The following is a 24,652-nucleotide window of genomic DNA, read 5'->3' on the forward strand; positions in this document are numbered from 1 at the left end:
CAGCCAATGTCGTCATCTATTCGTAAATCCAACCATTCAGACGCATTGACCCGCCTGGCTCAAGCTGTGGCGGTGGCTGTGTCCGCCACGCTGGCGGGCTGCCAATCAAGCAATTTCACCGCACAATCCACCGTGCAACCCAAGCCTAACCTCAGCGCCAAGATCAAACAGAAACCCGTCATCTGGCTGTCGGAAAAGCCAGCTCCCGAAGCCCCCCAGGACGTTTGGGAGCGCATGCGACGGGGCTTTCAATTGCAGGACGGCGTAGGCGTCAACCCGCGCATCGAGCAACAGCGCCTGTGGTTCGCCAGCAACCCGTCCTTCCTGGAGAACGCCGGAGAACGCGGCAGCCTCTACATTCATTACATCGTCGAACGCCTTGAAGAACGCAACATGCCCCTGGAGCTGGCGCTGCTGCCAGTGATCGAAAGTGCCTACAACCCGATGGCCTATTCGCGCAGCGATGCAGTCGGTCTGTGGCAGTTCATCCCCTCCACCGGGCGCTACTTCAACCTGCGCCAGACCCGCGCCTACGACGGCCGCCGCGACATCACCGCCTCCACCACCGCCGCCCTGGACTATCTGACCCGTCTGCACGATATGTTCAATGGCGACTGGCTGCTGGCGCTGGCTGCCTACAATGCCGGTGAAGGCACGGTCAGCCGCGCCATCGAGCGCAACGAAAAGCTCGGCCTGCCCACCGACTACTGGAACCTGCCCCTGCCCCAGGAAACCAAGGACTACGTGCCCAAGTTCCTGGCGCTGTCCCAAGTGGTGCTGGCCCCAGAAGCCTATGGCGTGAACCTGAACCCGATCGCCAACACTCCGTATTTCGAAGTGGTTGAGGTCAAGCAGAGCATGGACCTGTCACGGGTCGCTGCGCTGGCCGAGATCGACGAAGACGAACTGTTCCAGCTCAACCCGGCGCTCAAGCAACGCACCACGCTGGACGGCCCGCAGCATTTGCTCGTGCCAAGCTCCAAGGCGCAACTGCTCACCAGCAGTCTTTCGGCGATGAAGCCGGAAGAGTTACTGGCCATGCGCCCTAAAAAACAGGTGTTCGACGAGGTCGAGACCGCACGGGTGGCCGGGCGCAGCCGCAGCTACAAGGTACGCAGCGGCGACAACCTGACCTTGATCGCCAAGGCGAACAAGGTCGACGTGCATGACCTGCAGCGCTGGAACAAACTCAACGGCCAGGCCCTCAAGGTCGGCCAGACCCTGGTGATGCAGGACACCCGCCGCGCCGTCGCGACCAGCAAAAAGCCGGTGCAATACAAGGTCAAGAAAGGCGACTCGCTGTACATCGTCGCCAAGCGCTTCAACGTCGAGATGCAACATCTCAAGCGCTGGAACCCGCGCACTGGCCAGGCGTTGAAGCCGGGGCAAATGCTGGTGGTTTCCGGGCCGCGCTAAGGTTTGAAGCACACCGCAAAGCTAATGTAGGAGGGGGCTTGCCCCCGATAGCAATCTGCCAGCCACCCGATTCATTGGCTGATACACCGCTATCGGGGGCAAGCCCCCTCCTACATTGGATCTGTGGTGGTTCCAACCGGCTTTTTCCAACCGGAACAAGCTGTTACTGTACCGACCATAAAGCCCAAGCTGCCTGGATCGGATTCCTGATTTGAAGCGTCCCCTCCTTCTACTAATAAGTCTGGCCTTGAGCTTTGGTGCGAACGCGACGATTACCGAAAGCCACGGTTACACGCAGTTCGGCAGGCTCAAATACCCGGCCACCTTCACCCATTTTGATTGGGTAAACCCTGCAGCGCCGAAAGGCGGGACACTGCGGGTCATGGCATTTGGCACGTTCGACACGCTCAACCCCTACACCTTCAAGGGCTCAAGCCCGGTTTCCACGCCCAATTTCCTGCAATACGGCGTCAACGAGCTGAACGAGCCGCTGATGGTCGGCACCGGCCAGTACGCGCCGTCCGGCGATGAGCCGACGTCCAGCTATGGCTTGATTGCCGAGTCCGTGGAGTACAGCGAGGACCGCAGTTGGGTGGTGTTCAACCTGCGCCCGCAAGCGCGCTTTCACGATGGCAAGCCGATCACCGCCTATGACGTGGCGTTTTCCTATCGCACCCTGTTGACCGAAGGCCACCCCCAGTACCGCACCAACCTGCAGGAAGTGGCGCGGGTGGATATCCTCAACCGTCATCGCATCCGCTTTGTGTTCAAGCGTGCTGGCAACCCGCTGCTGATCTTGCGCCTGGGCGAGCTGCCGGTGCTGCCCCAGCATTACTGGAAGGGCCGCGACTTCAAGGCCACCACCTTCGAACCGCCACTGGGCAGCGGGCCTTACCGGATCAGCAAGGTCACGCCAGGGCGGCAACTGGTGTTCGAACGGGTCAAGGACTACTGGGGCAAGGACCTGCCGGTCAATCGCGGGTTCTACAACTACGACAAGGTTGAAGTGGAGTTCTACCGCGACAGCGACGTGGCCTTCGAAGCCTTCAAGGCCGGTGAGTTCGATATCTACATCGAGCACCAGGCCAAGAACTGGGCCAACGGCTACAACTTCCCGGCGGTCAACCGTGGCGATGTGATCAAGGCACAGATCGCCCACCAGATCCCAACCCAGAGCCAGGGCCTGTTCATGAACACCCGGCGGCCGACCTTCAGCCAGACCAAGGTGCGTGAAGCCCTGGGGATGATGTTCGACTTCGAGTGGACCAACCGCACCCTGTTCAGCAGCGCCTATAAGCGCACGCTGAGCTATTACCCCAACAGCGAATTTTCCGCGACCGGCGTTCCAACCGGCCGCGAATGGCTGATGCTCTCGCCCTATCGCGAGCAACTGCCCGCCAACCTGTATACCCAAGCCTTCAGCCTGCCGCAGACCGACGGGCGCGGCATCCCCCGCGACACGATGCGCCGCGCCCTGGCCCTGCTGGGCGAGGCCGGCTGGAAGCTCTCGGGCCAACGCCTGCTGAACCAGGACGGGCAACCGCTGCGCTTCGAGATCCTGCTGGTCAACCCGAACCTGGAGCGCATCCTGCAGCCTTATGTCGAGAACCTGATCAGTATCGGTATCGACGCACGCCTGCGCACCGTGGACCGCGCGCAATATAAGCAGCGCCTGGATCAGTTCGACTTCGACATGATCCTGATCACCCTCAACCAGACCTTGAGCCCCGGCCTTGAGCAGTGGCAGTACTTCCACTCCAGCCAGGCCGCGATCAAGGGCAGCAAGAACTACGCAGGCATCAACAACCCTATCGTCGATCACCTGCTGGAACAACTGCTCGCGGCGCAGACCCGCGAAGAACAACTGGCCGCCGGCCGCGCCCTGGACCGGGTGCTGCTGTGGCAGCACTACAGCATTCCCAACTGGTACCTCAACTATCATCGCTTGGCGTACCGCAACCGGTTCGCCTTTGTCACTACGCCGCCCTACAGCCTGGGCCTGAGCGCGTGGTGGCTGAAAGCTTCGGAGAAAGCCCAATGATGTGTGTGCGCACTGCATTGATCGCCAGCCTGTTGTTGTGCACCGCGGCCCACGCCGCGCCACAACACGCCTTGACGCTGTATAACGAACCGCCCAAATACCCCGCCGACTTCAAGCACTTCGACTACGTCAACCCGGATGCGCCCAAGGGCGGCACCTTCCGCGAGTCGAGCATGGGCGGCTTCGACAGCCTCAACCCGTTTATCAGCAAGGGTGTGCCGGCGGACAATATCAACCTGATCTACGACACCCTGGCGATGCAAAGCCTGGATGAACCGATCACCGAATATGGCCTGGTCGCCGGCAAGATCGAAAAAGCCCCGGACAACAGCTGGGTGCGTTTCTACCTGCGCCCGGAGGCACGCTTCCATGACGGCCACCCGATCCGCGCCGAAGACGTGGTGTTTACCTTCCAGGAACTGATGAAGGAAGGCTCGCCGATCTACCGGACCTACTACGCCGACGTCGATGAAGTGGTCGCCGAAGACCCGCTGCGCGTCCTGTTCAAATTCAAACGCACCAATAACCGCGAATTGCCGCTGATCCTCGGGCAACTGCCGGTATTGCCCAAGCATTGGTGGGCCACCCGCGACTTCGCCAAGGGCAACCTGGAAGTGCCGCTGGGCAGCGGGCCCTACAAGGTCGTCGAGGTCAAGGCCGGGCGCATAATCCGCTACGAGCGGGTCAAGGATTACTGGGCCAAGGACCTGCCGGTTGCCAAGGGTTTCTACAACTTCGATTACCGCGTAACCGACTATTACCGCGACAACACCGTCGCCCTGGAAGCCCTCAAGGCCGGGCAGTTCGACTACTGGCAAGAGATGAGCGCAAAGAACTGGGCCAACGCCTACAACACCCCGGCCGTCGCCGAGGGGCGGTTGATCAAGGAAGAAATCCCCAACGGCAACCCCACCGGCATGCAAGGGTTTGTGTTCAATACGCGCAAGCCAATGTTTCAGGACGTGCGCGTGCGCAAGGCCATCAGCCTGCTGCTGGATTTTGAATGGAGCAACAAACAGCTGTTCAACGGCGCCTACACGCGCAGCCGCAGCTACTTCGAAAACTCGGAAATGGCCGCCACCGGCCTGCCCGGGCCAGAGGAACTCAAGATCCTCGAACCGCTGCGCGACAAGATCCCGGCCGAAGTCTTCACCGACGCCTTCGCACCGGCCAGGACCGACGGCAGCGGCATGATCCGCGCCCAGCAGCGCGAGGCTTACCAACTGCTGCAAGAGGCCGGCTGGCGGATTGTCGACGACAAGATGGTCGACACCACCGGCAAACCGGTGACCATCGAGTTCCTGCTGGCCCAGACCGAGTTCGAACGCGTACTGTTGCCCTTCAAACGCAACCTGTCGGACCTGGGCATCGACCTGATCATCCGTCGCGTCGATGTCTCGCAGTACATCAACCGTGTGCGCTCGCGGGACTTCGACATGGTGGTGGGCAGTTTCCCGCAATCCACCTCGCCGGGTAACGAACAGCGCGAATTCTGGAAGTCCTCCAGCGCCGACAAGCCCGGCAGCCGCAACTACATGGGGCTCAAGGACCCAGCGGTCGACCAGTTGGTGGAAGAGTTGATCGACGCCGACTCGCGCAAAAGCCTGGTCGCACATGCCAAGGCGCTGGACCGCGTATTGCAATTTGGCTACTACGTAATCCCCAACTGGCACATCAAGACGTACCGCGTGGCGTACTGGGACCACCTCGGCCACCCGAAAACCCCGCCGCGCTACGACGTGGGCACCGCCACCTGGTGGGTCAAGCCCAACGCCAAACCTGCCATCCCCCTGAACACCAACGCCGAACCGGCGAGTGGAGGCGATTGAATGCTGGCCTATATTGCTCGCCGCCTGTTGCTGATCATCCCCACGCTGTTCGGGATTTTGTTGATCAACTTCGTGATTATCCAGGCCGCCCCCGGTGGCCCGGTGGAACAGATGATCGCCAAGCTCGAAGGCTTTGACGGTGCCACCAGCCGCATCGCCGGTGGCGGTGCCGAAGTCTCGGTGGCCGGTTCCAGCTACCGTGGCGCCCAGGGCCTGGACCCGGCGCTGATCAAGGAAATCGAAAAGATGTACGGCTTCGACAAGTCGGCGCCGGAACGCTTGTGGATCATGGTCAAGAACTACGCCAGGCTGGACTTTGGCGACAGCTTCTTCCGCGACGCCAAGGTCATCGACCTGATCAAGGAAAAGATGCCGGTGTCCATCTCCCTCGGGTTATGGAGCACGCTGATCATGTACCTGGTGTCGATCCCCCTGGGGATCGCGAAGGCCACGCGGCACGGTAGCCATTTCGATGTGTGGACCAGCTCGGCGATCATCGTCGGCTATGCGATCCCGGCGTTCCTGTTTGCGATCCTGCTGATCGTGGTGTTTGCCGGCGGCAGTTATTTCGACTGGTTCCCCCTGCGCGGGCTGACCTCCAACAACTTCGACGAACTGAGCTGGGGCGGCAAGATTCTCGACTACTTCTGGCACCTGGCGCTACCGATCACCGCCCTGGTGATCGGCAACTTCGCGACCATGACCCTGCTGACCAAAAACAGCTTTCTGGACGAAATCAACAAGCAGTACGTGGTCACCGCCAAGGCCAAGGGCCTGACCAACCACCGCGTGCTCTACGGCCACGTGTTCCGCAACGCGATGCTGCTGGTGATTGCCGGGTTCCCCTCGGCGTTCATCGGGATCTTCTTCACCGGCTCGTTGCTGGTGGAGGTGATCTTCTCCCTCGACGGCCTGGGCCTGATGAGCTTTGAAGCAGCGATCAACCGCGACTACCCGGTGGTGTTCGGTACGTTGTTCATCTTCACCCTGCTGGGGCTGATCGTGAAGCTGATCGGCGACCTCACCTACACCCTGGTCGACCCACGTATCGACTTCGCCAGCCGGGAGCATTGAGATGAACCTGTCCCCCCTCAATCGCCGTCGGTTCGAACGTTTCAAGGCCAACAAGCGTGGCTGGTGGTCGCTGTGGCTGTTTTTGATCCTGTTCGGGCTGAGCCTGGGCGCGGAGTTGATCGCCAACGACAAGCCGTTGGCCGTGCACTTTGACGGCGACTGGTATTTCCCCGCGCTCAAGCGCTACCCGGAAACCACGTTCGGCGGCGAATTCCCGCTGGAGGCCAACTACAAGAGCCCGTATATCCAGGAGCTGCTCAAGGCCAAGGACGCCTGGACGCTGTGGGCGCCGATCCCGTTCAGCTACCAGAGCATCAACTACGACCTGAAAGTGCCTGCCCCCGCGCCGCCGTCCGGCGTCAACCTGCTGGGCACCGACGACCAGGGCCGTGATGTGCTCGCCCGGGTCATCTACGGCTTTCGCGTGTCGGTCTTGTTTGCCCTGACCCTGACCGTGCTCAGCTCGATCATCGGCGTGATCGCCGGCGCCTTGCAGGGCTTTTATGGCGGCTGGGTCGACCTGGCCGGGCAGCGCTTCCTGGAGATCTGGTCGGGGTTGCCGGTGCTGTACCTGCTGATCATCCTCGCCAGCTTCGTGCAGCCCAACTTCTGGTGGCTGCTGGGGATCATGCTGTTGTTCTCGTGGATGAGCCTGGTGGACGTGGTGCGCGCCGAGTTCCTGCGCGGGCGCAACCTGGAATACGTGCGTGCCGCGCGCGCGCTGGGCATGCAGAACGGCGCGATCATGTTCCGCCACATCCTGCCCAACGCCATGGTGTCGACCATGACGTTCATGCCGTTTATCCTCACCGGCGCCATCGGCACCCTCACCGCCCTGGACTTCCTCGGCTTCGGCCTGCCTGCCGGCTCACCGTCGCTGGGTGAACTGGTGGCCCAAGGCAAATCCAACCTGCAAGCACCGTGGCTGGGCATCAGTGCCTTTGCCGTGCTGGCGATCATGTTGAGTTTGCTGGTGTTTATCGGCGAGTCCGCTCGCGATGCCTTCGACCCGAGGAAATGAGATGTATCAGGACAATCTGATCGAAATCCGCGACCTCAGCGTCGAGTTTATCACCGGCGAACAGCACCACCGTGTGGTGAATAACATCAGCTTCGATATCAAGCGCGGTGAAACCATCGCGCTGGTGGGCGAAAGCGGCTCCGGCAAATCGGTGACCGCCCACTCGATCCTGCGCCTGCTGCCCTACCCGCTGGCGCGGCACCCGAGCGGCACCATCGAGTATGCCGGGCAAGACCTGCTGACGCTCAAGGAAAAAACCCTGCGGCATATTCGCGGCAACCGCATCGCGATGATCTTCCAGGAGCCGATGACCTCCTTGAACCCGCTGCACAACATCGAGAAACAGATCAACGAAGTGCTTGGCCTGCACAAGGGCCTCACCGGCAAGGTAGCCACCCAGCGCACCCTGGAATTGCTGGAACTGGTGGGCATTCCCGAACCGCACAAGCGCCTCAAGGCCCTCCCCCATGAGCTGTCCGGCGGCCAGCGCCAGCGGGTGATGATCGCCATGGCCCTGGCCAACGAACCGGAGCTGCTGATTGCCGATGAGCCGACCACGGCCCTCGACGTGACCGTGCAGTTGAAAATTCTCGAGCTGCTCAAGTCGTTGCAGGCGCGCTTGGGCATGGCCCTGCTGCTGATCAGCCATGACCTCAACCTGGTGCGGCGTATCGCCCATCGGGTATGCGTGATGCAGCAGGGTTGCATCGTTGAGCAGGCCGAGTGCGAAACGCTGTTCCAGTCGCCCCAGCACCCCTACACCCAGGAACTGCTGGCGGCGGAACCCAGTGGCGGGCCGGCCACCAACGAGGTGGGGCCACCGTTGCTGGAAGTCGATGACTTGAAGGTGTGGTTCCCGATCAAGAAGGGCTTTTTGCGCAACACCGTCGATTACGTGAAGGCGGTGGACGGCATCAATTTCAGCCTGCCCCAGGGGCAGACCCTGGGCATCGTCGGCGAAAGCGGCTCGGGTAAATCCACCCTGGGCCTGGCGATTTTGCGCCTGATCGCCAGCAAAGGCGGGATCCGCTTTGAAGGCCAGCAGTTGGACAAGCTGACCCAACAGCAGGTGCGCCCGCTGCGCCGGGAAATGCAGGTGGTGTTCCAGGACCCGTTCGGCAGCCTCAGCCCGCGCATGTGCGTCAGCGAAATCGTCGGCGAAGGCCTGCGCATTCACAAGATGGGCACGCCGGCCGAGCAGGAAGCGGCGATTATCGCCGCGCTCAAGGAAGTGGGCCTGGACCCGCAGTCGCGGCATCGCTACCCCCACGAGTTTTCCGGCGGCCAGCGCCAACGCATCGCCATCGCCCGCGCACTGGTGCTCAAGCCACGCCTGATCCTGCTGGATGAACCGACCTCGGCGCTGGACCGCACAGTGCAGCGCCAGGTGGTGGAACTGCTGCGCAGCCTTCAGGCCAAGTACAACCTGACCTACCTGTTCATCAGCCATGACCTGGCGGTGGTCAAGGCTCTGAGCCATCAGCTGATGGTGGTCAAGCAGGGCCAGGTCGTGGAACAAGGCGATGCCAAGGCGATTTTTGCCGACCCGCAGCATGCCTACACCCGCCAGTTGCTGGAGGCTGCTTTCTTGGTGCCTGCCTGATGTATGCAGATCAAAATGTGGGAGCGGGCTTGCTCGCGAAGGCGGCGGTTCAGTTATAGAGGTATTCACTGACACACCGCATTCGCGAGCAAGCCCGCTCCCACACTTGAGCATGACCGTCCTCCCCCAACAGCAAAACCCCGATCTCCCAAGGAATGGAGCCGCCGCCATGTCGCTGAACACCACCGCTCACCCTCCACAGGCGCCGCGCTTCTGGCGCGACGAGCGCTTGCCGTTCATCGAAGCGCGGACCATCGAAGACGGGCGCAAGGTCACCTACACCCGGCACGCCCACGAGCATTTCTCGATCGGTGCAATCACCGCCGGGCGCAGCGACTACCACTATGGCGCAGAGACTTTCCAAATCAGTGCCGGCACCGTGGTGTTGATGAACCCGGGCGATGTTCACGCCTGCAACCCGATCCACGACCAGCACTGGTCCTATCACATGCTGTACCTCGACACGCCCTGGCTGACTGACCTGCAATACCAACTGGGTTTCAGTACCGACCTGGGTTATCGCCCGTTCAACACGCCGCACACGCGCGACACCGTGCTGTACAACGGCTTGATCGAGTTGTACGGGATACTCCTGGATGAACACGCCGAACTGCTGCAAAAACAAAGCGCGCTGGTGAGTTATTTCACCGAGGTGCAGCAGCGCCTGAACCCCTCGCTGACCCCGATGCGTGAGGTCAACCACAAGCTGGAACGGGCCGCCGAGTACGTCCGCGAACACTGCACGCAGGCGTTGAAGCTTGAGGATATTTGCCTGGCGGCCGAGCTGTCGCCGTCGTACCTGATCCGTGCGTTCAAGCAGTATTACGGGTTGACGCCCCATGCCTTCCTGATCAACCAGCGCATCCAGTTCGCCCGCACCCAACTGCGCAAGGGTGAGCTGATCGCCGATGTAGCCCTGGCCGCCGGTTTTGCCGACCAGGCGCACTTCCAGCGCACCTTCAAGCAACATTTCGCCGCCACGCCCGGGCAATACCGCGAGGTGCTCAAGCCATCAGCAAATAACCCACACTGGCCACCAGCAACGCGGCCATTGAGCGGTTGAACCGGCGCACACCCCGGGGGTTGCTCAGGTAGCGGCGCAGGAAGGTCCCGGCGTAGGCCCAGCACGCCACCGACAGGTAGCAGATCACCAGGTACAGCCCGGCAAACACCCACACCTGCCCGGCGTCGCCGTCCGCCACGAACAGCCCCATGCCCGCCACGCAGGCCAGCCAGGCCTTGGGGTTGAGCCACTGCATGATCGCGCCATAGAGCATCGACGGCGCGGTGGCGCTGCCATCGGCGTCCAAGCGGCCATCGTCTACCGCCAGTTTCCAGGCCATGTACAGCAAAAAGGCCACCCCGCCCCACTGGATCAGTTGGGTCAACAGCGGCCAGCGCAGCAGCACCTCATGCAGGCCAAGGCCGATCAACACCAGCAGCAGGGTGAAGCCGACGGCGGCGCCGAACACGTGTTTTTGGCTGGCGACAAAACCAAAACGTGCACCTGAACTGAGGGCCACCACATTCACCGGGCCCGGCGTGATGGACGTGGCCAGGGCGAAGGCTGCCATGGAAATGATCATGCTCATTGCAGTTCCCTTTTCAGGATGGGGCGTGAAGAGGCCCCAACGGTATAAGACCCATCCAAAACGGTATTGAACAAAATCACCCTGGGCCGACAATCCCTGTCGGGGCCGGTGCTAGAGTTGATGCCCAACTGTTGGATTGATCACTGCAAAAAGGAATCGCCATGTCACGTCGTCTACTGGCAGCTGCCTGCCTGTTGTTGTCTTTCTCTGCGGCCCAGGCCGCCGAACGCTGGGAAACCCTGCCGCCGACACCCGCCCCCGTGGCCGCTGCCAACACCGGCTACGCCGCCGTCAATGGCATCAAGATCTACTACACGCGCACCGGCCACGGCTCGCCGGTGGTGCTGCTGCATGGCGGCTTGGCCAACTCCGATTACTGGGGTAATCAGGTCAAGGCCTTGTCGGCCAAGCACACGGTGATCAGCCTCGACAGCCGTGGCCACGGGCGCAGTTCGCGGGATGAAAAACCCTTTGGCTACGACCTGATGGCCGACGACGTGGTGGCCGTACTCGACAGCCTGAAAATCCCCCGCGCCGATATCGTCGGCTGGAGCGACGGCGCAATCATCGGTATCGACCTGGCCCTGCGACACCCGGACCGTATCGGCAAAGTGTTCGCCTTCGCCGCCAACACCCAGACCGCCGGCGTAAAAGAGGGCGTGGAGAAAAACCCGACCTTCGCGGCCTATATCGAACGCGCCGGCAAGGAGTACGCGAAGTTGTCGCCGACGCCCAAAGAGTACAACGCGTTTGTGGAGCAGATCAGCCATATGTGGGCCAGCCAACCGAACTGGACCGATGCCCAGTTGGCGAGCATCAAGACGCCGATCCTGATTGCCGATGGCGACCATGACGAAGCGATCAAGCGCGAGCACACCGAGTACATGGCCGCGACGATTCCCGGTGCCGGCCTGCTGATTCTGCCGAACACCAGCCACTTCGCCTTCCTGCAAGACCCGGCGTTGTTCAATGCTGCGCTGCTGGGTTTCCTCGACAGCAAATAACCCGCGTGACCTCACCTACCACTGACGATCCGGCGCCTTCACCTGGCCGGGTCGGTAGTCGACCTCGACTGTTGATCAATGAAAAATGCGCGCCGTGGGATCCCCGGCAAATGGGCTGATGCAGGTTGCACCGCCTGGGCGAGGTCAACCTGGCACAGTTGGCCGAGGATTTTGACCAGCGCTGTCGCGTGGCAATGCTGCCTTAGCGCTGGGAGGGGATGCGGATATCGCCGTCGCGGCACTGGGTTTTCACACTGCGAGGGCAGCCGGCAAACGCCAGGTCCTTGGTCAGGCACACGCGCACTTCCGACAGCACCTTGCCCTTGCAGATCACCGCCAGCCCATGGTCGCCCAGGCGCGGGTTGCTCTCACGAAACAACGCCTCGATCTCACGCGCGGGCAACGACGGTGGTGTATTGAACGGCTGCAGTTGCGCGGGGATCACCACCGCGCCCAGCGCCGCATCGGTTTTGTCCAGGTAGGCCAACGGCTCGAGACCTGTGCAGGTGCCGTGCTTGGCCCATTCATGCTTGAGCAACGAACGCGTCGGGAACAACGCCGCACCTTTGTCCAGCGCTTGCGCATTCAGCTGCGACTGCGGCGCACACGATGCCGGCCAACCGCCCTTCGCGTACTGTGGCCACAAGCCGTGCAGCACAAAACCGTAGCCTTTGCCCGAACACTGTTCGTTGCCCGGGTGCGTCAGGCAAAACGTCGGCGACCACGACAGCGACAGCACATAAAAATCAAACTCCCCAGGCGTGTCTTGGCTACGGGGGGCAGCCATCGCGCTGGTGGCCAGTGCCAGCCACAGCAAAATCCAGTATTTCATTCGTCTACTCCTTGGAAAAAACCAGGTATATCGCGACTCGCCGGGTGATGGGGGCTACATAGTTGTTCAGCCGCTGGCGGCGGGATGGGCGCGGGCAATAGCCGCGCGCGCCGCATAATCGCGCACGCCGCCGTCGCGCTGCCCTCTCACAGCCACCAGGACGAACCTGGCGCTTTCTACAAAGCGGGTCCACGCTCAACTCAGTGAGACGCACACGGCGCGTCAAGCCCGCTGTTTTTCTGATGCATTTTCAGCCGTTGGGCAGTATCCACCGACCCACCTGGACGCGCCACACCCCCTTAGCATGACAATTGCATTACACTTTTATGACACTCATCCCGCTGCGGGGGCACAGACGATGAAAATCAGGGCAACGGTTATTTGCGAACACGAGGGGCACATCCTCTTCGTGCGCAAGGCCAGATCAAAATGGGCATTGCCGGGCGGCAAGGTCGAGCGCGACGAACGCCCGGTGGGCGCCGCCGAACGCGAGCTGGAAGAAGAAACCGGTTTGAACGTGGACGGGTTGCTCTACCTGCAGGAACTCAAAGCCCGCGACACCCTGCACCATGTGTTCGAGGCCTCGGTGGTCAATATCGCGCAAGCGCGGCCGTGCAATGAGATCGTCGATTGCCAGTGGTACGCCTTTGGCGCCGTGGACGAGTTGGACACCACTGACGCGACCCGCCATATCGTCAAATCCTTTCTACGTCGGCTGTAGATCGCTCAGGGTCGTGGCAGCCACTTGGCGAGGGTTTTCTCAAGCGCCGCATTGCGTGTCAGAAACTTGAGCAGCATGCCCACAGGCACCGCGGCAATGATCACCCACGCTGCCACCTTCACAATCAACCCTGTGTTATTCATAAGAAATTCGTTCAGCGGGTGAATCATCAGTGCCAGCGCAAAAAGGCATATAAAGGGCACGATGTACCACACCAAGGCCAGCCAGCAATTCCTTTTCATACGGGCCAAACGTGTCTGCGCACTGTCCACCCCTTCCCGATCAAGCCTGGAGCCGGCCGTCATCGCGATGGGATAAATCTTCGTAATCACCAGCACGTCGCCGTCCAGCGTGACATCTGCGAACTTCCATCCCCAATCGTGGTAGCGCTTTCGACTCACCCACTGGCCCAATAATCGCTTGAAGAAGTACAGGTCCCAGCGGGGGTGACGTTTAAAACATCGAGCAGCGTCATCGACAAACAACAGTGCACTTTTCGGTCTGGACAGCACCGTGGAACTGCCCACTGTTGACCTGAACGGGGTCACGTAAAGAAAGCCCTGAGTTCGAGTTCGGAAGTAACCATCACACTGGGGGGTCGGCGTAAACACACTGACATTCGAGGTGCTGTAATGAATAAAAGCGTCTGGCATGGGCGGGGCTCAGGGCAAAAAAGCTGGATCATACGCAGGTGAACAATAGGCCAGCAACGCAAAATGGGCCTTTTGCCACCACCCTGATCTAAAGTCGGTAAATCGCGCAGACCTAATCCGGGACAGCTCTCAGTGCGCTACGGGCACACATGGCATCAGCGCTCTTGACGCGGGGTGGTAGTGCTGCACAGCGCCATTGCTGCTGGCGCTATTACGGCACGCTCGACATAGCCACCCACGCCGTCAGCGGCTAGCCCACCGCCGCAAACCCACGGCGCCCGGCCTTGATCTCGGTGCGCAGTTCGCCGATCAGGTTTGCGATGGAACGGATGCTGTCCAAACCTTCGGGAGACACGCAGGTCAGCAGCAGGTCGACACGACCAGACACCGGCTCAAACACACGGATACGCAGCGAGCCGTCACTGTTCACAGTGCAATCACACGCAAGGGGCAGGAAGCCCGACGCCATGATGCGGTTGAATTCGACGATAGAAATCATGCTCAGCCCCCTGCCCTGGGCTGCACCCGGACGTTGTGATGCACACAGAGTAGATGAGGTTTTGCGCCGTATCGAAGTATTCTTCCAGATGTGCCAACCACAGCGCATTTAAGCGTAAAACCGCCGACTCGCTGACGCCAGAAAACCCAACTGCCGACCTCTCGTCTGCTGCCCTGGCTGGCGCTTGACTCCGCGCTTCGATCAAAAGAGGCTTTGGCTATTCGCCATCATCCCGAGCCTTCCAATGAGCATCGCCCCTCCGAGCCAGCCCGACAGTGACGTGTACAAAACCCTGCTGGAGTCGACCAAGGCCATCCCCTGGCGCATCGACTGGCAGACCATGACCTTCAGCTATATCGGCCCGCAGATCGAGGCGTTGCTCGGCTGGACCCCGCACAGCTGGGTCAGCGTCGACGACTGGGTCGAGCGCATGCACCCGGATGACCGCGAATACGTGGTGAATTTCTGCGTGTCGCAATCGCGCGCCGGCGTCGACCACGAGGCGGATTACCGCGCACTGACGGTGAACGGCGACTACGTGTGGATTCGCGACGTGGTGCACGTGGTACGCAAGGACGGCGAAGTCGAGGCGCTGATCGGCTTTATGTTCGATATCAGCGAGCGCAAGAAGACCGAAGAACACCTGGTGCGCCTGCAAAAGCAACTCGAGGAATACTCCTATCAGGACGGCCTCACCGGTATCGCCAACCGGCGCATGTTCGACACCGTGCTGGAACGGGAATGGGCCAGTGCGCAGCGCAGCCAGTTACCCCTGTCGCTGATCATCCTCGATATCGATTTTTTCAAGCAATACAACGACCATTACGGGCACATCAAGGGCGACGAATGCCTGCGCCAGGTCGCGCGTACGCTGTCGCAGGCGGCGAACCGGCCACGGGATTTCATCGCGCGCATTGGCGGTGAGGAGTTTGTCTGGCTGCTGCCGGAAACCGACGCGGCATCGGCCCGGCAGGTGGCGCGACGGTGCCTGCATCTGATCCGTCAGCAGCAGATCGAACACGGCTTTTCAACGGTGTCGAACCTGCTGACCTTGAGCCTGGGCGTGGGTACGCGAATCGTCACCCCCGACCAGCCGATGCTGGAGTTTGTCGAAGAGGTCGACAAGTTGCTCTACCAGGCCAAACGCAATGGGCGGATGCGTGCGGAGTTTGCCGGCGATAACGTTTGACGTCGGGGTCAAATCGCGGGCAAAAAAAATCCCAAGTAGCTGATGGAAACTTGGGATTTAAAAATGCATAAACCGTGGGAGGTGAACGCCCGGCTATAGTACCGATTGCGAAAACCTGTAACAACAATATTTTATATCCTTCCGTCGGATTAAAAGCACTGTAAGTCGTTCAATAACCACACATTTTTAAAGGTAGTAAAGGTTATCAATGCCACTTTTTGGTGCAACTAAGTGTATATATCCATTCATAAAAAGCGGTTATTGATCAACTTCGTCCAACTGTTTGTGTGTCTGTTGCGAAGTGCCACGCCGCCCACTACGGCTACCCCTGTTGCTGGCGACGAAACTGCCCCGGCGGCGCCCCATGGGCCTTGCGAAAACACCGGGAGAAGTACGCCTCATCGGTAAACCCGCAACGGTGGGCAATGGCGCCGATCATCTGCGTGCCGTTGAGCAACAGCGTGCGCGCCAGTTGCATGCGGCGGTCGAGCACCAGTTGGGAGAAGGGTTTGCCGGTTTCCTTGCGTAGCAAATGCGTCAGGTAGTTGGGCGACAGGAACGCCGCGGCGGCGGTGTCCGTCAGGTTCAGCGTCGGCTCATGCAGGTGCTCGCGGATATGCGCCTGCACCCGCGCCAGCGCGTCCCTGCGCCCGCGCCGAGTGGCGTTGTTGGCAGCAAACGCCTGCAACGGCTCGGCGTAGTGCTCACACACCAGGCCGATCAGTTGAAACAGATAGCCCTTGAGGCGTTCGCGGGCGCCGAAGCTGCGGTGGGCGTCGAGGTCGCGCATATGCGCGAGCCAGGTTTTCACCGTCTCAAACGCCACATCGTCGAGGATGAAATCCAGCTGTTCCTGAAAGCGAAACGGCGACAGCTCCGGTGCCTGGCCGATGGGGATGTCTTCCAGGTCCAGCGGGTCGCAGGTCAGCTGCGGCAGGAAAAACGCCTGGCTGAAGTTGATCAATATGAATTCGCCGTCCTCGGGATGGGGAATCACATGCAGCCGATGGGGCAGGATAAACGCCAGGGCCTTCTGCGGAAACGGGCGTACGGCGCCACCGATATGCTGCACGGTGTCGCCGCCGAGGTTGATCTGGATCTGGAAGTATTCATGCCGATGGGGGCTGCTCAGCGCCGCCCGCCCGCGTTTGTCGCGGATGTAGAAGTCGGAGCGGTCGCTGCGCTGCTCCATGCCATAGGTGGTGACGCGGGTGCCTGGCATAACAGTCTCTCGGGTGGCCTGGGCACCACTGTAGCCTCAACCCTGGCCGAGGGTGAAATTCAGCTCGCCGATGCCGTCGATACCGGCGCTGACGGTGTCCCCCGGTTGCAGTGCGCCGACGCCTGCGGGCGTGCCGGTGAAGATCAGGTCGCCGGGCTGCAGCGCCACGGACCGGGAGGCGTGGCTGATCACCTCGCTGACTGTCCAGATCTGCTCGCTCAGGTCGCCGATCTGGCGTTGTTCGCCATTGACCTTGAGCCAGATCGTGCCGCGTGCGGGGTGCCCGGTTGCACTCACCGGTTGCAGCGCAGTGCTCGGCGCCGACTGATCAAAGGCCTTGGCCCATTCCCACGGGCGTGAAAGCTTTTTCGCCTGGGCTTGCAGGTCGCGGCGGGTCAGGTCGATGCCGACGCCATACCCCCAGACGTGGGACAACGCCTTGTCAGGGCTGATATCCACCCCGCCCTTGCCGATGGCCACCACCAGTTCGACCTCATGGTGCAGGTCAGCGGTCAGCGGCGGATAGGCGATCACGCCTTCAGCCGGGACCACCGCGTCCGCCGGTTTCATAAAGAAGAATGGCGGCTCGCGATTGGGGTCGTGGCCCATTTCCCGGGCGTGTTCGCTGTAGTTGCGGCCCACGCAAAACACGCGGCGCAACGGGAAGCGCGCATCACTGCCCTGTACTGCCAGGGAGGGCGTCTGCGTGGGGGTCAATACATAGTCGGTCATGGCCTGCACCTCTTGGTTTACCTGGCGCCAGTATGGCGAGCGGCGCCGGGGCGCAGTTGGACAGGCTTACGCAGATTTTGCACTGAGCGGTGCTTGCACCTGCGGCGCGCGTGCCAGCAGACGATAGAGCGGCAGGCACGTCGCCTGGATCAACACCATACGGATCACCTGCATCGCCGTCACCAGGGTGACCGCCAGGCCCAATGCCTCGGCTGTGAGGCTCATTTCCGGCGCGCTGCCGGGCATCATGCCCAGGGCCAGCGACAGCCACGGCATCCCCAGCCAGCCGCCCAGCGCCCAGGCGGCGAGCGCCGTGGCTAGCACCGAGCCCGTCAGCAGCACTAACACTTTCGTCAGAAACCCCGGCGCCCGGCGTAGGAAACTGCGGTCGAAGGCGACGCCTAATGCGCAGCCGATCAACAACTGGCCCGTGCCACTCAGCCAACCCGGCATGCTCATCGACAAGTTATTACAGCCCACGCCCACCGCACAGATCAGGAACGGCCCGAACGTCCAGGGGTTGGGCAAGCGGCACTGCTTGAAGCCCAGGGCCGCCAGCCAACCCATCGCAAGGATGAAGATCAGCCACGGCCAGATCACCGGCAACGCCGGATGGGCCACTGCGCTCGGCATGCCCCAGGTGACGACGGCAGGCACCGTCAACAGAATCAACAGCAAGCGGACGCTATGCGCCGCAGCAATAAAGCCCGCGTCTGCCTGACGTTGGCGGCCCAGGTGCACCATCTCGGAGGAATTGGCCGGCATCAAGGCGAAAAACGCAGTGGCCAAGGGCACGCCCCAACGGTGCAGGATCAGCACCGAGCCCAGCGCCAACACCAGCGTGAGCAACACCGCCACCACGATCAGCCCGAGGTGAGCCGCTACCTGTTGCATCACTGGCAAGGTGAAGTGGCAGCCGATGGCGACCGCCACGATCAGTTGCCCGGCCTGCCGGCCATAGGGGACTTCTGGCACCAGGCCGCCTGCACAGCGGGTCAGCAAAACCGCGACCAGCCCACCGATCACCCACGGCAATGGCCATCCGGCCCAGGTGGCGAAACTGCCGCCCAAAGCCCCGACGATCAAGGTTAAAAGCCAATACTGACGAAAAATGAGCATCCTGTTAAACCCGCCATGGAGAAGAATGGCGACAGGTTATAGACTTGCTTTCATCACAGAAAATATCCATTTGTGAAACACGTCATCACTCTTTGTTATGCGAACTTTTTGTCTATGAACTTGAAAGCGCTGGAATACTGCGTCGAGATCGCCCGCCAAGGCAGCTTCACCAAGGCCGCGCAGGCGCTGCACGTGGCGCAACCGGCGCTGAGCATGGCCGTCAGCCGCCTGGAAGATGAGTTGGGCGTAGCGTTGTTCAACCGTGCTACCCGGCAGATCAGCGTAACCGCCGAAGGCCAGGTGTTTCTGGCCAGGGCCGAAGCCTGCCTGCAAGGCCTGATCGGAGCCCGCCGTGAGCTGCAGGACCTGACGCAATTGCACAGCGGCGAAATCCGTGTCGGCGTGCCGCCCATGTATGGCATCCGGCATATTCCGCACTTGCTGATGCAGTTTCGCGCACGCTACCCGGGCATCGCCATGCATGTGGTGGAAGGCAGTGCCGATGACATCAGCGAACGCCTGGCCACGCGCCAGATTGACGTGGCGCTGTTGGAGTCACGACGGGTTGATCCGGGCTGGGAGTCGGTGCTGCTGGGCAGTGATGAGATGGTGCTGTGCATGAGTGATCAGCACCCGCTGGCGGGCCAGCTGTCGATCCCGGCAGAGCGGTTGCAGCACGAGGCGATGCTGGTCTTCGACAATACGTTTTTGCAGCGCCACTTGCTGGACGCGTTTTGCAGCAATGCCCGCGTGAGTTTCAACATTGCCCTGGAAAGCAACTTCGTGCCGCTGGTGATCGCCGCGACCCGCAGTGGCATGGGGGTTTCCACCCTGCTGCGCTCGGTGCAGGAACAGGAGCCGGGGCTGCTGGGCGTATCGTTCGAGCCCGCGCAGTTCATGCACTTCAACCTGTGCTGGCGCGCCAGTGAATACCTGTCCCAGGCCAACCGACGGTTTATTGAAACGGCCCGGGTGTATTTCCAGGAAGACGCCACCTCGCCGCTGACCCGCTAAGCGAATCGCCGGCTCATTTACGCGCCACTTTGTAACGCACGCAATCCTGATAGAAACTTTGGCGAATCGCCTCGGGCTTGAGCCTTGAGCGGCTGTCATACGTCTGCTCGGTGATGCCCATGGCCATCATGCGCATCCACGACTTGTTGAACTTGATGGTCTGAATCTTCTGCCGCGCGGCGTACAACGACACCCCCGACAACTTGAGCTCCTGGGCCCTCGCGGCCGTGCCGGCGCCCCAACTGCACATGTACTTGTCACCCTCGCGCAACTCCCGTGCCTGCACGGCAGCCGCGCCGCCGGCCAGTGAGCAGGCGATCAGCATGATTCCAACAGTGCGCATTTGCTTCCTCACCTAACCACCTGAAAATAAAAGCGATTCTGGCGAGAATTTTGTTACAGAGGGGCCATTAAATTGCCTTCTTACCACCCCGAACATCCCCCGCCCCCTGTGGCGAGCGAGCTTGCTCGCGTTGGGGCGCGAAGCGGCCCCTCATCAGCACGACCTCAATTCCTCGCTGATCACCATTGGTAGGTCGCACTGGCCTGTACCGTGCGCTGTGAGCCATACCAGCACCACGAGTAGGAATAGCAGGACGCGACATACTCTTTATTCGCCAGGTTGGTGGCGTTGAGTGCCAGGCGCAGGTTGTCCTTGAGGTTGGCGATGTTCGGGATGTCGTAGTGCACCGCCGCATCGAACAAGGTGTAACCCGGCACCTTGAGGGTGTTGGCGGTATCGCCCCAGGACGAACCGACATAACGCGCGCCCGCCCCCATACCAAAGCCCTTGAGGTTGCCGTCGTGGAAGGTGTAGTCAGCCCACGCCGAGGCCGTATGGCGCGGGACGCCGTAGGTGGTGGTGCCCTCCGCCGGCACGGGCGCACCGACACCTACATCCGTGATCGGCGCGTAGCGCACGGTGCTGTTGGACTTGCTCACGCGGTTATCCAGGTACGCGTAAGCCGCGGTGATATCCAGGTTGTCATTGAGGCTGGCCTTGCCTTCCAGCTCAAAGCCACGGGACTGTTGTTCGCCATCCTGGATGCTGCAACGGCCGCTGCCGCACAGGTGAGTCGGGTCCGGGTCCATGGTCGGCACGTTGGTCTGGCGCAGGTCAAAAATCGCTGCAGTAATGAAACTGTTGCTGCCCGGCGGCTGGTACTTGATGCCAATCTCATACTGCTTGCCTTCCGTCGGCTTGAACACTGAACCGCCGAAACCGGTGCCCGACTGTGGGTTGAACGACTCCGAATAACTGGCATACGGTGCCAAGCCGTTATCGAACAGATAAACCAGCCCGATGCGGCCGGTAAACGCCTTGCTGTCCAGCGACGATTGGCTCTTGGCGCCGCTCTCGATGGTTTTGGTGGTGCTGTCGGTACTGGCCCAGTCATAGCGACCGCCGAGCAACAGTACCCACTTGTCCCACTTCATTTGCTCTTGCAGGTAGACGCCGGTCTGCTCGCTGCGCGACGTGGCGTCGGTGGCGAACGCCGGGGTGGTCACCGGGGCGCCGTAGACCGGATCGAAGATATCCAGGCTGGGCCCTTTGCCAAAACCCTGCTTGGTATCGGTGCTGGTGTTCTGGTAATCGAGGCCCATCAACAGGGTGTGCTGCAACGGCCCGGTGTCGAACTTGGCCTGCACCTGGTTATCGAGGGTGTAGGCGTCCATGTCGACATCAGTGGCGATGGTCGAACGGTTGGAGGTGCGGTAATCGGCCTGCAGATTGCTGTGGTAAAGGCTCCGGTAGACCCCCTCGGCCCTTAGGTAACGGGCGTTCTGGCGCACGGTCCAGACATCGTTGAAGTGATGTTCGAACGCGTAACCGAGGGAGTAGTACTCGCGGTCGCTCTTCTCGAAGCTCTTTTCGCCGTCATAGAAATCCACGTCGATCTTGCGCCCGTTCGGACTACGTAACACCGAACCCCACGCCGGCATCGAGCCGTAGGACGCACCCTTGGGGTCCTTCTGGAAGTGCCCGAGCAAGGTCAGCGAAGTGTCTTCGTCCGGGCGCCAGGTGAAGGCGCTGGACAGCGACTGACGACGGGTCTCGGTGTGTTCGACCTGGCCGTCGGCATCATCGAAAAGGCCGGCGACACGGTAGGAATAAATACCCTGGTCATCGATAGGCCCGCTGAGGTCGAAGGTGGTGCGCTTCTTGTTGAAGGTGCCGTATTCGACGCCCACTTCATGGAAGGGCGTGTCCAACGGTCGCTTGGTGACCATGTTGATCACCCCGCTCGGCGTGCCCTGGCCGTACAGCACGGAGGCTGGGCCGCGCAGAACTTCGACGCGCTCCAGGTCAAATGCATCCTTTTGCGGCAAGGCGTCACGGCTAGAGGGCATGCGCAGGCCGTCGAGGTAGGTCGCCGGAGCGAAGCCACGGATGGTCAATTGGTCCAGGCGCGAGGCGGTGGCGCCCCGGGTTTCCGGCACCACGGCGGCGCTGTAGCGCAGGATCTGGTTTAGGCTTTCGGCGTTCTGCGCGCGCATCTGGTCTTTGGTGACGATGGAGATCGACTGCGGGGTCTCGATCACCGCGGTATCGGTCTTGGTGCCCGACAGGCTGCGGGTTGCCACATAGCCCGACACCGGCCCGGTGGGGCTTTCGGCCTGGTAAGCACCGCTGATGGTGGTGGCCTGCAGTTCCATTGCCGCGCCGTTATCCGGGATGGCTTCAAGGCGATAGCGATCGGCGGAAATTTTCAAGGCTTGCAGGCCGCTGCCAGCAAGCACCTGGGTCAGCGCCACATCAGTGTCGTATTGCCCGCTCAGGCCGTTGCTGCGTTTGCCGCGCGTCAGGCTTGCGTCGAATGCCAGCACCAGGCCCGCCTGTTCCGCCAGGCTATTGAGCGCTTGGCTCAGGTCACCGGCCGGAATCGAGAAGCTGCGCACGGCGCTGCTGCTTTCTGCGGCGAAAGCGGATTGGACGGTCAATACCGGCACGGCGGCAAAAGCCATCGCCACTGACAGGGCCAGTGGATGCAAGGGACGAGCAAGGCGCGACATGGGAAATCCTGCGTAATAGAGGTTCTATTAACCATGACGGCCACCTCGGAAAATCGGGCAAGGATGCGAGGCTTTTTTATTTGAGAATCTTTTCAAAACCCCGCTGCAATCATCCGTATCGGTAGTTTTTGTAAGTCTTTGCCATGATTTTTTATGGATTTTTCCCTTTGATCGTCAGCGCTTTCTGATTTTTCCAACCGTTCATCCAGCCGCTTTCGGCTGCAGCAGACTCCGACGCCTTGCCCCCTGTCGAGACGTCACGGATGACTCACACCGCCCACATCGCCTTTATCGAACATGAGCTCAATGGCTTCCATCAGAGCCTGGCGGTGTATCGCCAGCAGATGAATGCCTGGTACGGGCGCGCACTGGACTCGGTCAGCCATGCGGCCGATCTGCCGTCCTTGCTGGGGATGGACCGGGTATTGCGAACGGGGGATTCGCAGAAGACGGTCAGCGTCAGCGATAAGGATGCCCTGGGCAGCGTCGCCATGTGCCCATTGGGCGGCGAGCTAACGATCGAAAGCAAATTCGAGTCGGTGTACGACGTCCCCATCGGCGGTATCCCGGTGGAGGTGATCGGGCTGGATGATGGCAGCTCCACGGTTGTCATGCTCGACGAACACGGCAAGGGTACGCATGCCTGTGCTGCCGGCAAACGCTATCAGGTGCGGGTGCAGGGCGGCGTCTCCACCGAACAGATCGAGGCGTTGTTTGCCTCTTATGTCGGGCTCACGTCGGACCTTGAGGAGTGGCTCAGGGGGCAGTGGCAAGGCTTCAGGCCACACTGGGAGCGATCCACCGCCAGCGCGATTGGCAGCGGTGTGCTGGCGGGCAGTTGGGCAGCGATCCGGGAGGCGTGGGACAGCATCAAGCTGGTCCAGGCGATTCTTGAAGACCCGCTGAAATACGCCGAACAACTGGGCACCGAGGCAGCCAGGCTGGCCCAGATCGCCACCGATGCGCCCAGGGTCATGGAACAGGCGATGTTGCTGGCCAGTGATGAGGCGGCGCTGTTCCTGATGATGCGCACGGCGATGCTGTGGCTGGACGCGTTGCCGCCCAGCCAGATCGCGCAGGCGGCGGCCGGGCTCGTGGTGTCGCTGCTGATTGATCTGGTTATCGCGGTGGTACTGACGATTGCACTGCCGGCGGCGGGCGCGGCCTACCTGGGCGTGCGCTTGGTCAAATACGGCAAGCAAATTGTGGCGGCGGCCATCGGTTTTGTAGAGAGCCTGTTCACGATTCTGACCAAGTTCATGCAGGCCGTGGATCGCTACAAGGCGGTGGCGGTTCGCGGGGTGGTTGGCGGGCTCAAGCAAGGCACGTTGCAGATGCGCTGGCGTGCCCGACAGAACGCAACGCTCAAGCAAATAGAGCGGGTGGATGATGTGCCCGTTTCGGGTAAGAACCTGAATGGGGATGCGGCGAGTTCTGCGGATAAAACCGCCACCAATGGCTGCCCGGTGTCGATGGTCACGGGCGAGGAATTGCTGACGCTGACCGATGGGACGCTGGACGGGGTTTTGCCGTTTGAGTGGACGCGCTTGTATCGCACCAGCTCGGTGGAAGTGGATTGTGGGTTGGGGTTTGGGTGGAGTCATTCGCTGGCGCAGCGGCTGGCTGTTACTGGTGAGTCGGTGGTGTGGACGGACCATGAGAACCGGTCGACTACCCTGCCCTTGCCAACTGTTTCTCGACCGGCGATCACCAATAGTCTGGCTGAAGCGGCTATTTATTTGGGCGCTTCGCCTGATGAACTGGTGCTGGCCCAGGCCTCGCGTTTCTATCATTTTCGCGATGGTGTGCTGGTCTCGATCAGCGATGCGTATGACAACCGGCTGCGCATTTCCCGGGATTATTCCGGGCGCATTGAGCGGCTGGATAACGGCGTGGGGCGCTCGCTGTTCTTGCGTTATGTGGCTGGCCGCATTGTGGCGGTCGAGTATCAGATTCAGCGCGCCAAGGGTTATGAGCCTTTCGAGTGGATTACTGAATACCCCGTCGTTTCCTACGCTTACGACGACCTGGGCCGACTGATTTCAGCGACCAACGCCGTAGGCGAAACCGAGGTTT

Annotated in this window: 21 protein-coding genes; 12 read left to right on the forward strand and 9 right to left on the reverse strand. The window is 61.2% G+C overall.

The features are described from left to right. Positions 1-6 precede the first annotated feature (6 nt). From GIW02_RS14000 to GIW02_RS14030, 7 genes are all read left to right on the forward strand, one after another. On the forward strand, positions 7-1,416 hold the full coding sequence (locus tag GIW02_RS14000; protein ID WP_236413030.1) for a lytic transglycosylase domain-containing protein: 1,410 nt from the start codon (positions 7-9) through the stop codon (positions 1,414-1,416). Positions 1,417-1,627: 211 nt separating this feature from the next. Then, entirely contained in the window at positions 1,628-3,457 is a 1,830-nt protein-coding gene (locus GIW02_RS14005) for an extracellular solute-binding protein (protein WP_236413033.1), read from the forward strand. Further along, positions 3,454-5,286, forward strand: a complete 1,833-nt coding sequence (locus GIW02_RS14010; RefSeq protein WP_236413034.1) for an extracellular solute-binding protein — start codon at positions 3,454-3,456, stop codon at positions 5,284-5,286. Before GIW02_RS14005 ends, GIW02_RS14010 begins: the two co-directional genes overlap by 4 nt. Next, on the forward strand, positions 5,287-6,360 hold the full coding sequence (locus tag GIW02_RS14015; RefSeq protein WP_236413036.1) for a microcin C ABC transporter permease YejB: 1,074 nt from the start codon (positions 5,287-5,289) through the stop codon (positions 6,358-6,360). Between the two features lies 1 nt (position 6,361). After that, positions 6,362-7,381, forward strand: a complete 1,020-nt coding sequence (locus GIW02_RS14020) for an ABC transporter permease (RefSeq protein WP_236413038.1) — start codon at positions 6,362-6,364, stop codon at positions 7,379-7,381. A 1-nt stretch (position 7,382) separates the two neighbouring features. Beyond that, positions 7,383-8,984: an ABC transporter ATP-binding protein gene (locus GIW02_RS14025; RefSeq protein WP_236413040.1), complete on the forward strand. Its 1,602-nt coding sequence runs from the start codon at positions 7,383-7,385 to the stop codon at positions 8,982-8,984. 169 nt (positions 8,985-9,153) lie between these two features. Next, entirely contained in the window at positions 9,154-10,047 is an 894-nt protein-coding gene (locus GIW02_RS14030; protein WP_236413042.1) for an AraC family transcriptional regulator, read from the forward strand. On the opposite strand, the gene GIW02_RS14035 is transcribed toward GIW02_RS14030, so the two are convergent. Next, the gene (locus GIW02_RS14035) at positions 9,989-10,576 is read right to left on the reverse strand and encodes a LysE family translocator (RefSeq protein WP_236413044.1); all 588 of its coding nucleotides are present in this window, start codon (positions 10,574-10,576) and stop codon (positions 9,989-9,991) included. The genes GIW02_RS14030 and GIW02_RS14035 overlap by 59 nt on opposite strands. Before the next feature lie 161 nt (positions 10,577-10,737). Here GIW02_RS14035 and GIW02_RS14040 point away from each other — a divergent pair, with 161 nt between their 5' ends. Beyond that, entirely contained in the window at positions 10,738-11,580 is an 843-nt protein-coding gene (locus GIW02_RS14040; protein WP_236413046.1) for an alpha/beta fold hydrolase, read from the forward strand. A gap of 202 nt (positions 11,581-11,782) precedes the next feature. Here GIW02_RS14040 and GIW02_RS14045 read toward each other — a convergent pair whose 3' ends face one another. Continuing rightward, positions 11,783-12,412, reverse strand: a complete 630-nt coding sequence (locus tag GIW02_RS14045; RefSeq protein WP_236413047.1) for a ribonuclease T2 — start codon at positions 12,410-12,412, stop codon at positions 11,783-11,785. A gap of 358 nt (positions 12,413-12,770) precedes the next feature. On the opposite strand from GIW02_RS14045, the gene GIW02_RS14050 reads away from it, so the two are divergent. Further along, complete coding sequence (locus GIW02_RS14050) at positions 12,771-13,133, forward strand: NUDIX domain-containing protein (protein ID WP_236413056.1); 363 nt, start codon at positions 12,771-12,773, stop codon at positions 13,131-13,133. 5 nt (positions 13,134-13,138) lie between these two features. On the opposite strand, the gene GIW02_RS14055 is transcribed toward GIW02_RS14050, so the two are convergent. After that, entirely contained in the window at positions 13,139-13,786 is a 648-nt protein-coding gene (locus GIW02_RS14055; RefSeq protein ID WP_236413058.1) for a hypothetical protein, read from the reverse strand. A gap of 250 nt (positions 13,787-14,036) precedes the next feature. Further along, on the reverse strand, positions 14,037-14,285 hold the full coding sequence (locus tag GIW02_RS14060) for a DUF1652 domain-containing protein (RefSeq protein WP_236413060.1): 249 nt from the start codon (positions 14,283-14,285) through the stop codon (positions 14,037-14,039). 244 nt (positions 14,286-14,529) lie between these two features. Here GIW02_RS14060 and GIW02_RS14065 point away from each other — a divergent pair, with 244 nt between their 5' ends. Continuing rightward, positions 14,530-15,474 carry a sensor domain-containing diguanylate cyclase gene (locus GIW02_RS14065; protein ID WP_236413061.1) on the forward strand — a complete coding sequence of 315 codons (945 nt, stop codon included), beginning with the start codon at positions 14,530-14,532 and terminating at the stop codon, positions 15,472-15,474. Positions 15,475-15,796: 322 nt separating this feature from the next. Here GIW02_RS14065 and GIW02_RS14070 read toward each other — a convergent pair whose 3' ends face one another. From GIW02_RS14070 to GIW02_RS14080, 3 genes are all read right to left on the reverse strand, one after another. After that, a complete protein-coding gene (locus GIW02_RS14070) occupies positions 15,797-16,696 on the reverse strand; it encodes a helix-turn-helix domain-containing protein (protein WP_236413063.1) in 900 nt (299 codons plus the stop codon). Positions 16,697-16,732: 36 nt separating this feature from the next. Then, on the reverse strand, positions 16,733-17,428 hold the full coding sequence (locus tag GIW02_RS14075; protein WP_236413065.1) for a fumarylacetoacetate hydrolase family protein: 696 nt from the start codon (positions 17,426-17,428) through the stop codon (positions 16,733-16,735). 66 nt (positions 17,429-17,494) lie between these two features. Continuing rightward, a complete protein-coding gene (locus GIW02_RS14080) occupies positions 17,495-18,547 on the reverse strand; it encodes an AbrB family transcriptional regulator (protein WP_236421900.1) in 1,053 nt (350 codons plus the stop codon). 114 nt (positions 18,548-18,661) lie between these two features. On the opposite strand from GIW02_RS14080, the gene GIW02_RS14085 reads away from it, so the two are divergent. Continuing rightward, positions 18,662-19,561, forward strand: coding sequence for a LysR family transcriptional regulator (locus GIW02_RS14085; RefSeq protein WP_236413069.1), 900 nt, complete (start codon positions 18,662-18,664; stop codon positions 19,559-19,561). 13 nt (positions 19,562-19,574) lie between these two features. On the opposite strand, the gene GIW02_RS14090 is transcribed toward GIW02_RS14085, so the two are convergent. Both GIW02_RS14090 and GIW02_RS14095 read right to left on the reverse strand, forming a co-directional pair. Beyond that, positions 19,575-19,904 carry a hypothetical protein gene (locus GIW02_RS14090; protein WP_026136677.1) on the reverse strand — a complete coding sequence of 110 codons (330 nt, stop codon included), beginning with the start codon at positions 19,902-19,904 and terminating at the stop codon, positions 19,575-19,577. A gap of 179 nt (positions 19,905-20,083) precedes the next feature. Next, on the reverse strand, positions 20,084-22,576 hold the full coding sequence (locus GIW02_RS14095; RefSeq protein ID WP_236413071.1) for a TonB-dependent siderophore receptor: 2,493 nt from the start codon (positions 22,574-22,576) through the stop codon (positions 20,084-20,086). Between the two features lie 263 nt (positions 22,577-22,839). Here GIW02_RS14095 and GIW02_RS14100 point away from each other — a divergent pair. Beyond that, positions 22,840-24,652, forward strand: a 1,813-nt coding sequence (locus tag GIW02_RS14100; RefSeq protein WP_236421901.1) for a DUF6531 domain-containing protein, incomplete at its 3' end; no start/stop codon positions are given.

The sequence above is a fragment of the Pseudomonas syringae genome (assembly GCF_021606685.1).
GTDB lineage: Bacteria > Pseudomonadota > Gammaproteobacteria > Pseudomonadales > Pseudomonadaceae > Aquipseudomonas > Aquipseudomonas syringae_R.